The organism is Streptomyces sp. MB09-01 (assembly GCF_033794505.1).
Taxonomy (GTDB): domain Bacteria; phylum Actinomycetota; class Actinomycetes; order Streptomycetales; family Streptomycetaceae; genus Streptomyces.
The window spans coordinates 63,290-75,528 of sequence record NZ_JARAYQ010000009.1 but is presented as its reverse complement, the minus strand read 5'-3'; the positions used below and the strand labels follow the sequence as shown (position 1 = coordinate 75,528).

12 protein-coding genes are annotated in these 12,239 nt (G+C 72.1%); 3 read left to right on the top strand and 9 right to left on the bottom strand.

What is annotated here, in order from left to right:
- Positions 1–18: 18 nt before the first annotated feature.
- From PV721_RS03625 to PV721_RS03595, 7 genes are all read right to left on the bottom strand, one after another.
- Positions 19–468 (bottom strand): SRPBCC family protein, encoded by a 450-nt coding sequence (locus tag PV721_RS03625; protein WP_319721307.1) that lies wholly within the window; start codon positions 466–468, stop codon positions 19–21.
- Positions 469–584: 116 nt separating this feature from the next.
- Complete coding sequence (locus PV721_RS03620) at positions 585–1,247, bottom strand: DUF4230 domain-containing protein (RefSeq protein ID WP_319721306.1); 663 nt, start codon at positions 1,245–1,247, stop codon at positions 585–587.
- Between the two features lie 59 nt (positions 1,248–1,306).
- Positions 1,307–1,429, bottom strand: coding sequence for a hypothetical protein (locus PV721_RS03615; RefSeq protein WP_319721305.1), 123 nt, complete (start codon positions 1,427–1,429; stop codon positions 1,307–1,309).
- Positions 1,430–1,513: 84 nt separating this feature from the next.
- Positions 1,514–1,978, bottom strand: a complete 465-nt coding sequence (locus PV721_RS03610; RefSeq protein WP_319721304.1) for an ATP-binding protein — start codon at positions 1,976–1,978, stop codon at positions 1,514–1,516.
- A 76-nt stretch (positions 1,979–2,054) separates the two neighbouring features.
- A complete protein-coding gene (locus tag PV721_RS03605; RefSeq protein WP_319721303.1) occupies positions 2,055–3,011 on the bottom strand; it encodes a sensor histidine kinase in 957 nt (318 codons plus the stop codon).
- Positions 3,008–3,295, bottom strand: coding sequence for an STAS domain-containing protein (locus PV721_RS03600; RefSeq protein ID WP_319721302.1), 288 nt, complete (start codon positions 3,293–3,295; stop codon positions 3,008–3,010). The genes PV721_RS03605 and PV721_RS03600 overlap by 4 nt, the downstream gene beginning before the upstream one ends.
- A 73-nt stretch (positions 3,296–3,368) precedes the next feature.
- Complete coding sequence (locus PV721_RS03595; protein ID WP_416371015.1) at positions 3,369–4,295, bottom strand: SigB/SigF/SigG family RNA polymerase sigma factor; 927 nt, start codon at positions 4,293–4,295, stop codon at positions 3,369–3,371.
- Between the two features lie 212 nt (positions 4,296–4,507).
- On the opposite strand from PV721_RS03595, the gene PV721_RS03590 reads away from it, so the two are divergent.
- The 3 genes from PV721_RS03590 (at position 4,508) to PV721_RS03580 (ending at position 11,537) form a co-directional block, all read left to right on the top strand.
- Entirely contained in the window at positions 4,508–4,852 is a 345-nt protein-coding gene (locus tag PV721_RS03590; protein WP_319721301.1) for an STAS domain-containing protein, read from the top strand.
- Positions 4,853–5,097: 245 nt separating this feature from the next.
- Positions 5,098–9,117, top strand: a complete 4,020-nt coding sequence (locus PV721_RS03585) for a HAMP domain-containing protein (protein ID WP_319721300.1) — start codon at positions 5,098–5,100, stop codon at positions 9,115–9,117.
- Complete coding sequence (locus tag PV721_RS03580; RefSeq protein WP_319721299.1) at positions 9,114–11,537, top strand: SpoIIE family protein phosphatase; 2,424 nt, start codon at positions 9,114–9,116, stop codon at positions 11,535–11,537. Before PV721_RS03585 ends, PV721_RS03580 begins: the two co-directional genes overlap by 4 nt.
- Positions 11,538–11,563: 26 nt before the next feature.
- Here the strand turns inward: PV721_RS03580 and PV721_RS03575 are convergent, their stop codons facing one another.
- Both PV721_RS03575 and PV721_RS03570 read right to left on the bottom strand, forming a co-directional pair.
- Positions 11,564–11,830: a DUF6296 family protein gene (locus PV721_RS03575; protein WP_319721298.1), complete on the bottom strand. Its 267-nt coding sequence runs from the start codon at positions 11,828–11,830 to the stop codon at positions 11,564–11,566.
- Between the two features lie 55 nt (positions 11,831–11,885).
- Complete coding sequence (locus PV721_RS03570) at positions 11,886–12,239, bottom strand: helix-turn-helix domain-containing protein (protein WP_319721297.1); 354 nt, start codon at positions 12,237–12,239, stop codon at positions 11,886–11,888.

Here is a 12,239-nt window from a genome sequence, read left to right as displayed (position 1 = left end):
CCGCCCCTCCGACCGGGATCAGACCTCGCCGCGCCACGCGCCCGTCGCGACCCCGCGCGACTCGATGAACAGCTTGAACCGCTTCAGATCGCCCATCACCTGGCGCTTGACGAAGCCGAGCTTGTCGGCGGCCGTCTCGGCCAGACCGTCGGGCACCCAGTTCATGTGCAGGACGACCTTGGTGGTGGTCGCGTCGATCGGCTGGAAGACGACCAGCCCGGCCTGTCGGGCCTCCCCGTCGACCGTCATCCACGCGACGCGCCGGTCCGGGAGCTGCTCGGTGATCTGCGCGTCGAACTCGCGCTGCACACCGTTCACGTTCGTCACCCAGTGGGTGAGCGTGTCCGTGCGCTGGTCGACGCGTTCGACCCCCTCCATGAAGGCGGGGAACTCCTCGAACTGCGTCCACTGGTTGTAGGCCGTGCGTACGGGAACGTTGACCTCGACGTACTCCTCGACGTGCGACATGTGCACCCCTTCCGTGTCGTCGGCAGCCCGCACCTCGTGGTGCGGGGCGTCCGTCAGGACGTCTTGAGGCGCGGCTACCCGGCCCGGAGCGGAACACACCGCGGCCGGCACGCCATTCAGCCGTACGCGACCGTCACCTCACGGAAGCCCAGGGAGCGCAGCAACCCCTCCAGCATCGACCTGGTGTTCTGCTCGGCGCGCTCGACGAGGCCGCTGTCGCGGGCCGCTTCGTTGATGTGCTGCACGGCGAGCTTCTGCACGGCCTGTTCGCCGGCCGGGTTGTCGGAGAACAGGTCGCCGATCCGGTCCAGAAGGCCCCGCTGTTTCGACACGGCGTACGAACGGTCCGGGTTGAGGGCCGCGGTGCCGAGCACCGCGTGCGGCAGCCGGATCGAGGCCTTCGTGCCGTCGCCGTTCACGGTGACGTTCCGCTCGCCCAGTCCGCCCAGGTCGACGTAGCCGCTGACGGTGCCGGCACCCACGTACAGGGTGCGGGTCCCGCGGATGGCGTCCGGCAGCAGCGCCGCGTCCTTCTCCAGGTCCACGACCACCTGGAAGTTGCCGACGGCCGCTTCGTAGCGGTGCATGTCCTGCATCGACTTGAGGAGCGCGGGACCGGAGCGGTCCCGGGTGTCCTCGCCGAAGAGGCCGCCGAATCCCGGAACCAGGCTGAAGCGCGTCACGAGCACGATCAGCACCACGATCGCCGCCAGGCCGACGGCGATCCGCCCCCACCACGGGCGCCGCGAGCCGCCCGGCCGAGCCGAAGAGGTTTCCATGCTCCGCGGATACCCCGTGGACGCGGCTCCAGCACGGATCCGCGTACCCGGCGCCGGCGTTACCGGTGCCGGGCGAGGGTGTGTACGAGGACGATCAGCGCGAAGGCGATGACGAGCAGGTGCACCCAGGCGGGCCCGGGCGCCGGGGTGAGCGACAGGGTGGTGAGCTGATACGAGGTCATGCCGCGCGTCTGCCCGCGGCTGCCGGATTGACGCCCCGGGTGAGGGGCGGGCAGGCGGGCGGTCCGGTCAGGTGCGACCGGCGGTCATCGCCCGGTGGGCCTGCCGGACACCAGCCGCGCGGCGTCGATCTCGGCCCAGACGGCCTTCCCGCGTTCGTGCGCGAGCGCGCCCCAGCGGTCGGACAGCCGCTCCACGATGTGCAGACCGTGGCCTCCCGGGAGGCCACGCTGCGGGGCCGGGTGGGGGTAGGGCAGCGTGGTCGTGCCGTCGTACACCTCGATGCGCAGGGCCTCCCCGCCGCTGAGCACGAGCTCGTGACAGCCGCCCGCGTGCAGTGACGCGTTGGTCAGCAGCTCGGACACGAGGAGCAGGGTGTCCTCGGCGGTTTCGGTCCCGTCCCAGCCCCAGTCCCGCAGGGCCTGACGGGTGAAGTCGCGGCCCTTGGCCACAGAGCCGCGGACGCCCGTCAGCGCGAGCCGACGGCGCTGCCCCCCGACGGGAACGGCGGCACTCACCGGATCGCCCGTTTCCGGACCGATGGTCTCCACTGTGGTCTGTCACCCCCACGTCGACGCTGCTCTTTGCTCTCGGCACCTGCCCGGACAGTCTAGGGGACCACCGCTCTCAGGGCGTTGCCATGTGGAGGCGCAGCGTGAGGCCCCTCTCCGTGGCGCGGACCTCGACCAGATCGCAGAGCTGGTGGATCATCCACAGTCCACGGCCGCCGTCTGCCGAAGCCAGGGAAGGGCGGCGGCGCCCGGCCAGGGGGTCGGCAAGGCGGCCGCCGTCGTGGATCTCGGCGACCACACCCGCTCCGGGACCGTCGGTCGCCCACAGCCGGAGGGTGCCCTTCCCTCCTCCGTGGGAGAGGGAGTTTGCCGCCGCCTCGCTGACGGCCAGGACGAGGTCGCCGCGCCGCGCCGGGGTCAGGGCCGTGGCGCGTGCCCAGTTCTCGGCGTGCTCGCGCACCTCGCCCAGCCCGCCGTGGGTGTACGCGAGCCGGGACACCTCGCCGTCGTGCTCGGGCAGGGGAAGATCGCAGTCGGCGGAGACCCTGGCGGCGTCGGTGTAGGCCGGGCTCGGCCGGTCCAGGCCCCCCTCGATCAGCGTGGGGTGCGTGCGCCGGGCCTCGGTCACCACCGCGGGCGCGAGCCCCCGTACGTCGTACGGGCACAGGATGGTGGCCGGCCGGCCGGCGAAGGCCGTGTTGATGAGGGCCTCGTGGCGGGTGGCCTCGAGCACCTCGGCGGGGGAGCGGCCGGGCCAGATCGGCTCGCCGACGATCCGGGCCGCCCGGCCCGCGTGCCGATCGGCGAAGTCCTGCAGAGCGGCGAGGATGCGGCCGGGATTGCGGCCCATTTCCGTCATGTCGGTCCAGGCGACCTCGGTCCCGCTCGGGCCGAGGCTCTCGCGCAGGGCGTCCAGGTGCGGCCCCGGCACGGCGACGAGGACCGGTTCGTCGGCCGACAGGGCCGCCCGTACGAAACCTCCCACTCCGGTCAGGTACTCGCCGACGTCCCGGTAGAAGAGGGCGGGGTGGACGAAGGCCCCGGGCCCGGCGGGCGCAGGAACAGTGATCATGCTGCGACCTCCAGCGCGGCGCATTCGTCCGGGAACATCTCCACTACCTTGCGCAGCGAGTATGGCGGGTCGTGGAGCAGCAGGCGCCGCCCCTCCCCGTTGAGGGCGGCCGACGCCTGAACCAGGGCGGCGACCGCGGCCGTGTCGAGGAAGGCCACGGCGGAGAGGTCGAGGTGGACGACCGGGCCCGGCAGCCCGGTCACGACGCCGAGCGCCGCCGACAGGGCATGCCGGGTGTCGAGGTCGCAGCTGCCGCTCAGGCGTGCGCCGGGACGGTCGCGCATGGGCAGGGCGGTCAGCGGCGCGCTCCCGCCCGCTCCACCCCTTCCCCTCCGCAGGGAGCTCATGGCCGGGGCCCTACCCCGTGAGCATGCCGGCGCGCAGGCGGGCCAGGGTCCGGGACAGGATGCGGGAGACCTGCATCTGGGAGACGCCCAGTTCGGCGCCGATCTCGGCCTGGGTCTTCTCCTCGCCGAAACGCATCTGCAGGATGCGCCGGTCGCGTTCGTCCAGCTGCTCCAGCAGCGGCGCGAGGGTGTGGAACTCTTCGAAGAGCTCCATGGCGGGGTCGACCTCGCCGAGGCGTTCCGCCAGCGGCCGGGTCGCCGGGCCCGTCGTGGACTGCGCGTCGCTCTCCGCGCCGGCGGTGTCGAGGGAACCGCTCGTGTAGCCGTTCGCGGCCACCAGCCCGTCTATCACCTCGTCCTCGGACAGCTTCAGGTGCTGGGCGACCTCCTTGACCGTCGGCGCCCTGCCCAGGACGTCGGTCAGGTTCTCCTGGGCCTTGGCGAGTTCCATGCGCAGTTCCTGCAGGCGCCGCGGGACGTGCACGGCCCAGGTGGTGTCGCGGAAGTAGCGCTTGATCTCACCGGTGATGTAGGGGAGGGCGAGGGTGGAGAACTCGACCTCGCGCTCCAGGTCGTAGCGGTCGATGGCCTTGATGAGGCCGATGGTGCCCACCTGGATGATGTCGTCCATGTCGAGACCGCCGCCGGTCGCCCGGGAGCGGAAACGTCGCGCGGCGAACTGCACGAGCGAGAGATTCATCTCGATCAGGGTGTTGCGCGTGTACTGGTACTCGCGGGTCCCCTCCTCCAGGGTGCGCAGCCTTCCGAAGAAGAGCCGCGAGAGCTCCCGTGCGTCGGCGGGTGCCATCTCGCGGGCGTTCTCCACATGGAACAGGTCCTCGTCCTGCGTGGGCGCTCCCGCGGTGCCAGGGTCACAAGCAGGGACTTGCGCGTCTGTTGCACGAATGGGGCCTATGGCGGTGGACGAGCGAGACATGGTGGCCGCTCCCTCCCGATTGACTGACGGCTGCCGGGGGCCCTTCTGCCCCGGCTTCGGGGTTCTACACACTTCGGTGCACGGCTTTCTTCTGAGAGTCGCGCCGTGCGGCCGAAGGGGGGCCGTTGCGGACGGGGGGCGGCCACGCCGGCGGAGCGAACAGGCATACTCCCTTGAGCAGGATGTACAGGTGGCGATCCGGGGAGGCGGACATGACCGGAACAGGGGACGTGTACCAGCAGGGTGTGGCCGGGGACGGCTACCCGGCAGGGACCGGGTGGGTGGTGACGGCCCGTGGGGAGCTCGACCAGGACACGCTGACTCCTCTGGAGGAGGCTCTCCTGTCCGCCGCCGACCGGTACCCGCTGGTGGTGCTGGACGCCGGTGCCATCACCTTCGGAGACTCCTCCTTCCTGAACCTGCTCCTGCGGCTGCACCACCTCACCGCCCTGCGCATCGCCGCCCCCGGCGAGCAGCTGCGACGGCTTTTCGCCGTGACCGGCGCCGATACCGTGCTCTCCCTGCACGCGAGTGTCGAGGACGCCCTCGGGACGTGAACCCGCGCCGGCAGGCCCACCGGAGCACGGGCCGCCGGCCGACGGCGCGCCCCGGAGCCGGATGTGCTGCTTCCGGTGTGATCGACTGTGCCTCGCCGTCCTTCCGGTGGCGTTAGCCTTCACCCGACCCGGTGCCCGGGTGCGTACGGACCCGGCGGAGCCGGGCGCTCCGGCGCGCCCTGCTGCCAGAAGCATGTCCTGTCCCAGGGTGCCGGTGCGGTTGTTATCGAGAGTGAGGTTGGCGGATGGCCGAGCGGGCGGGCACGGATTCACTGAGCGGGGTGCCACCGCTTCCGGGTGAGGGCGGGATCGGCGAGTCGGAGCTGCGCCAGTTGCTGGCCGGGCTGACCGCCGTACGCGACGGGGACTTCCGCACCCGGCTGCCCGATACGGCGGACGGGCTGCTCGGGGAGATCGCCACCGTCTTCAACGGGATGGCCGACCAGCTGTCGCTGTTCACCTCCGAGGTGACGCGGGTGGCCCGCGAGGTGGGCACCGAGGGGACGCTGGGCGGCCAGGCCGACGTACCGGGGGTCGGGGGCGCCTGGCTGGACCTCACGGATTCGGTCAACTTCATGGCCGGAAACCTGACGGCGCAGGTGCGCTCGATCGCCCAGGTCGCGACCGCCGTGGCCAAGGGCGACCTCTCGCAGAAGATCAACGTCACGGCGCGCGGGGAGATCCTGGAGCTGAAGGAGACCATCAACACGATGGTCGACCAGCTCTCCGGGTTCGCCGGGGAGGTCACGAGGGTGGCCCGCGAGGTGGGCACCGAGGGCCGGCTCGGCGGCCAGGCGGACGTCATGGGCGTCTCCGGCACCTGGAAGGACCTGACGGAATCGGTCAACGTCATGGCCGACAACCTGACGGCCCAGGTGCGCTCGATCGCCGAGGTCACCACCGCCGTGGCCCAGGGAGATCTGACGCAGAAGATCCGGGTGGACGCCCGCGGGGAGATCCTGGAGCTGAAGGAGACCATCAACACGATGGTCGACCAGCTGTCCGCGTTCGCCGACGAGGTGACGCGGGTGGCCCGCGACGTCGGGACCGAGGGCAACCTCGGCGGCCAGGCCACGGTCCGGGGGGTCTCCGGCACCTGGAAGGACCTGACCGACAACGTCAACGTCATGGCGTCCAACCTGACCGGCCAGGTGCGCTCCATCGCCCAGGTGGCCACCGCCGTCGCCCGCGGCGACCTCTCGCAGAAGATCGTGGTCGAGGCGAAGGGCGAGGTCGCCGCGCTGGCCGGGGTCATCAACACGATGGTCGACACGCTGTCCGCGTTCGCCGACGAGGTGACGCGGGTGGCCCGCGAGGTCGGCACCGAGGGCCGGCTCGGTGGCCAGGCGCAGGTTCCCAACGTGGCGGGCACCTGGAAGGACCTCACCGACAACGTCAACTCCATGGCCAACAACCTCACCGGCCAGGTCCGCAACATCGCCCTCGTCACGACGGCCGTCGCCAACGGCGATCTGTCCAAGAAGATCGACGTGGACGCCCGCGGGGAGATCCTGGAGCTGAAGACGACCATCAACACGATGGTCGACCAGCTCTCCGCCTTCGCCGCCGAGGTCACCCGGGTCGCCCGCGAGGTCGGCAGCGAGGGCCGGCTCGGCGGCCAGGCCGAGGTCGAGGGCGTTTCCGGGACCTGGAAGCGCCTGACGGAGAACGTCAACGAGCTGGCCGGCAACCTGACCCGTCAGGTCCGGGCCATCGCCGAGGTCGCCAGCGCGGTCGCCGAGGGCGACCTGACGCGCTCGATCACGGTCGACGCCTCGGGTGAGGTCGCCGAACTCAAGGACAACATCAACTCCATGGTCGGCTCGCTGCGCGAGAGCACCCGGGCCAACCAGGAGCAGGACTGGCTCAAGTCCAACCTGGCCCGCATCTCCGGCCTGATGCAGGGCCACCGGGGTCTCGCCGCCGTCGCCGAACTCGTCATGGACGAACTGACGCCGCTCGTCGCCGCCCAGTACGGAGCCTTCTACCTCGCCGAGGACCGCCCCGGCGGCACCGTGCTCACCCTCGTCGGCTCCTACGGCCGTTCCGCGGCCGCCGAGGAGGGCGTCGCGTTCGCCCTCGGTGAGTCCCTCGTCGGTCAGGCGGCCCGCAGCCGCCGGATCATCGCCACCGACCAGGTCCCCGGCGGCTACGTCATCGCCTCCGGGCTCGGCCACACCACCCCGGGCAGCCTGATCATCCTGCCGATCGTGGTGGACGACCAGGTGCTCGGAGTGATCGAACTCGCCTCCTTCGGCGCCTTCACCCCCGTCCACCGCGACTTCCTGGCCCAGCTGATGGAGACCATCGGCGCCAACGTCAACACGATCGTCGCCAACGCCCGGACCGACGAGCTCCTCGGCGAGTCCCAGCGGCTGGCCGGCGAACTCCAGGCCCGTTCGGAGGAACTCCAGGTCCAGCAGGAGGAACTCCAGCGCTCCAACGCCGAGCTGGAGGAGAAGGCCGCCCTCCTCGCCAGCCAGAACAGCGACATCGAGGCCAAGAACCTGGAGATCGAGCAGGCCCGGCAGGAACTGGAGACCCGCGCACAGCAGTTGTCGCTGGCCTCCACCTACAAGTCCGAATTCCTGGCCAACATGAGCCACGAGCTGCGCACCCCGCTCAACAGCCTGCTCATCCTCGCCCAGCTGCTCGCCCAGAACCCCGCACGCAACCTGACCCCCAAGCAGGTCGAGTACGCGGGCATCATCCACTCGGCCGGCTCGGACCTGCTCCAGCTGATCAACGACATCCTCGACCTGTCCAAGGTCGAGGCCGGCAAGATGGACATCAACCCCGAGCGGGTCGACCTGCCCCAGCTGCTCGAGTACGTCGACGCCACCTTCCGGCCGATGACCACGCAGAAGAGCCTCGACTTCACCGTCACCACCGCCCCGGGCGCCCCCGACGACCTGCTCACCGACGACGCGCGGCTGCGCCAGATCCTGCGCAACCTGCTGTCCAACGCGGTCAAGTTCACCGAGCGCGGCGGCGTCGAGCTCCGGATCGAACCGGCGACGGCCTCCGAGCTCCCCGCCGGGCATCCCCGGCGCGGACCCATGCTGGCCTTCCGGGTACGGGACACGGGCATCGGCATCCCCGCGCAGCAGCTCGAGTCCGTCTTCGGAGCCTTCCAGCAGGCCGACGGCACCACCAGCCGCAAGTACGGCGGCACCGGCCTCGGCCTCTCCATCAGCCGTGAGATCGCCCAGCTCCTCGGCGGGGCCGTCACCGCGGAGAGCACACCCGGCCAGGGCAGCACCTTCACCCTCTACCTGCCGGTCAGCCGCGCGGACTACGAGGACGCACCCGATGCCGGCGCCCCGGCGGAGCCCTCGTCCCCGGAGGCGTCCGGGCCGGCAGCTCCGGGCCGTCCCGGCGCGCCCGTGCTCCCGGCGCAGCGACGGGCCCGCCGGCTGCTCGTGATCGAGGAACGGCAGGGCGGCCTGCTCTCCCTCGTCGCCGAGAGCGCCGGCCGGGACTTCACCCCCGGCCCTCAGGCGCCGGGAGAGCACGCCGGCATCCACGTGGTCAACGCCACCAGCTCACGCGAGGCCGCCGCCGCCCTGGCGACCGACTCCTTCCACTGCGTCGTCCTGGAACTGGACATGCCCGACGGCGAAGCGCTGCGCTTCCTCGACGCGCTCGACGGAGACCCGGCCCTCTCCTCGCTCCCCGTCCTCGCCCACAACAACACCCGGGTCAGGAACGGTTTGGAGGAGGCTCTGCGGGAGAGGCCCGCGGCACGCCACGTGGAACTGCTGTCCAGCCTGGACGAGTTGCGCGAACGCATCGCCCTCCACCTGTCCGCCGAGCAGCCGGGGGACGTGCTCCCCCTCGTCCAGGGCGACACGCAGCGCCAGCAGGCATCCCACGTGCTCGACGGCGACCTGGCCGGACGTACCGTCCTCGTCGTCGACGACGACGCACGCAACCTCTTCGCCCTCAGCGGGGTCCTGGAACTGCACGGCATGCGCGTGCTCCACGCGGAGGACGGCCGCAAGGGCATCGACGCCCTCACCCACCACGAGGGTGTCGACCTCATCCTGATGGACGTGATGATGCCCGAACTGGACGGCTACGCCGCCACCGCGGAGATCCGCCGGATGCCGGCGTACGCGGGCCTGCCCATCATCGCCGTCACCGCCAAGGCGATGCCCGGGGACCGGGAGAAGAGCCTCGCCGCGGGCGCCAGCGACTACGTGACCAAACCGGTGGACGCCGACGACCTCATCGCCCGCGTCCGGTACTGGCTCACGCGATGACCGGGGACACGCAGCGGCGCGAGGACGCGCGCCCGCAGCCGGCGCCGGTGGGCGAGCGGGCCGCGAACGCCATCCCGCACCAGGCATCGACCACGATGGGACGCCTCGTCGCCACCGTCGAACGGCTGCGCCGCGAGGTCCTGGAGGCACAGGCGGCCGCGGACGGCCGGGCCCTGGTCGAACTGGCCAAGGGCATCCTGATCGGGCAGTTGCACTGCACGCCGGCCGCGGCCGCCCGCCAGCTCGACGTGCTGTGCCGCGAGAGCGGGACGTCCCCGCTCGAACTCGCCGCCGACATCGTCAACCAGGCCTCCCGCGACCACGTCAGCGAGATCGCCGCCGCGTTCGTCGAGCGCACCGGCACGGCCGGCGACCCGGCCGGACGGCACTCCACGGTGTCGGTCCGGCTGCGCACCGCCGAGAGCGGCATGCTGGCCGCCGACGCCGACACCCAGGCGGTGGCCGAGTCCCTCCTGACGAACGCCCTGGGCCCCCTCGGAGCGGTCGCCGTCGCCGTGTGGACCGCGGTGCCCGACGGCTCGCTGGCCCTCGCCGGCCACGCCGGTTTCCCGCCGAGGGAGGCCGCCCGCTGGCGCCACGTACCTCCGGGCGTCTCGACCGTCGCCCGCCTCGCACTGCGCGAGCGCCGACTGGTCACCCTCCCCCGCCTCAAACGCGAAGGGCTGCCCTCGATCGGGCACCTCGAGTGGCCCGACGGGGGCCGGATGGCCGTGCCGACGGGGACGGGCGGACGGATCCACGGCGTCCTCGAGATCTGCTGGCCGCAGCCCCTGGCGCCGCAGCCGCCGCAGATCGAGCGCCAGGTCGAGGCCCTCGCCGAACTGTGCGCCCGCACCATGGACGCCTCGCCCCCGCGCGAGGTCACGACCACCGAAGGGGTGCTCCCGGACGTCGCGGAGCTGATCGACCTCGCCGAGGGACTGCAGGACCCCGCCGTGGTGCTCACTCCCGTCCTCGACGCCGAGGGCCGGCTCGGCGACTTCCGGATCCGGCACGCCGGCAGCCGGTTCGTCGACCCGGTGGGCCGGCCGCGCGGCGACGTTAACGGTGCGCTGCTGCTGGAGGCCTATCCGATGGCCGCCGGCGAGAGCGGGCTGTTCGACATCATCGAGCGCGTGCACGCGACGGGCGAACCGTTCAGGGCCGAACGCATGAGCCTGACCGCGCTCGTCGACCAGATCCCGCTGACTTCGGTCGCGGACATCAGCGTCAGCCGTCACGGCTCCGCCGTCCTGCTGATCTGGCGGATCGAGGACGAGAGGGCCCGGCTGGCCAACCTCCTCCAGCACGCCCAGCGCCTGGGCCGCATCGGCGGTTTCGAGGAGAACCTCGCCACCGGGGAGACCACCTGGAACGCGCAGCTCTACGCCCTGCACGGACTCCCGGCCACCGCGCCCCCGGTCCGGCTGCGGGAACTGCCCGGACACGCCCATCCGGACGACTCGGCCGCCCTGGACCGCTTCCTGCGGGCGGTGCTCCGCCACCGCCGGCCCGCCTCCGTCAACTTCCGCCTCCAGAGGTCCGACGGGATCACCCGCCACATCCGCGTCGTCGCCGAGCCCGTACTCGACGCGGACCAGCGGCTGCACGCCGTGCGCGGCGCGTACCAGGACATCTCCGCCCAGCACTGGACCGAGGTCGCACTGGCCGCGACCAGGGACCAGCTCGCCCACACCGAGGCCGAGTCCGCCGAACGCAACCGGCTGGCCCTCCAGCTCCAGCACGCCATCATGCCCCCCACGCCCCCTGCCATCGAGGCCCCGGGCCTGCGGGTCGCCGTCCGCTACCGGCCGGCGGAGACCGAGTCGCTCGTCGGCGGCGACTGGTACGACACCGTGGTCCTGCCGTCCGGGCTGATCATGCTGTCCGTAGGTGACGTCGCCGGTCACGGCATCGAGGCCGCCACCGGCATGGTGGTGCTGCGCAACGCCCTGCGAGGCCTCGCCGTCACGGGCGCGGGCCCCGCCCAGCTGCTGTCCTGGCTCAACACGGTCACCCACCACCTGGCCAAGCACGTGACGGCCACCGCCGTCTGCGGCCTCTTCGACCCGAGCACCAGGGTGATGCGCTGGGCGCGCGCGGGGCACCTGCCGCCCGTGCTCGTCCGCGGGGGCGAGGCCGAGGCCTTCCCGCTCATCGAGGGCCTGCTCCTGGGGGCGCTGCCCGACGTCACGTACCTCGAGCGCGAGGTGCGGCTCGAACCGGACGACACCCTGCTGATGTTCACGGACGGGCTGGTGGAACGGCGTGACTCCTCGGTCCAGGACTCGCTCGGCCATCTCGTGACCGCGGCGGCCGCCGGAGCCGGGGACCTGGACGGGCGGCTGGACCGCCTCCTCGCCGAAAGCCGCTCCGACACCGACGACGACACGTGCGTGATCGGCATCCAGGTCGGCTGAGGCCCCCGCCCGTCACGGTGCGGGCATCAGGCCACCGCCCGGGCCCGCAGCACGCGGGCCGGCTCCTGGCCGCCTCCGGTCGCCAGCACGCGGACCTCGCCGCCGCTGCTGATCTCCGCCCGGAGGATTCCGGTGGCGTCCTCGTAGACGGGGTGCCCGCCGGGCCCGGACGCGTCGGTGCGGGTCATCCGGACCACGTCCTCCCCGGGCTGGTCCGTGGTCGCGAAGACCACTTCGTAGGCTTCCGCCTGCCGGTCCTCGTGCGGGGCTTCGGTTTCGTGGCCTGTGCTCATGGCGGACCTCCTGCCGTGGGCGTGTGCCCGGAACGACTGACCCCCACCAGCCACGCTAGGCCCCACCCGGCGCTCTGTCCTGGCCGGGAGGCGCCGTCGGCGCGCCCAGCGGGGCGGCGAGGTAGGACAGCAGGCCGGCGATCTCCCGGCCGGCCTCCGCAGGGTGGCGGAAGCGCGCGCCGGGGGCGATGGCGTAACGGTTGCGTCGGCCGTCCCTCGTCCGGGTGAGGTACCCGTCCGCCTCGAGGTCCGTGACGATCGTCTGCACGGTGCGCTCGGTGAGGTCGCAGATCGCCGCGAGGTCGCGCAGCCGGACCCCCGGGTCGCGCGCGATCGCGATCAGCACCCGGGCGTGGTTCGTCAGGAAGGTCCACTGGTTCCGGCGGGAACCGGCGTGCTCGTTCTCCAC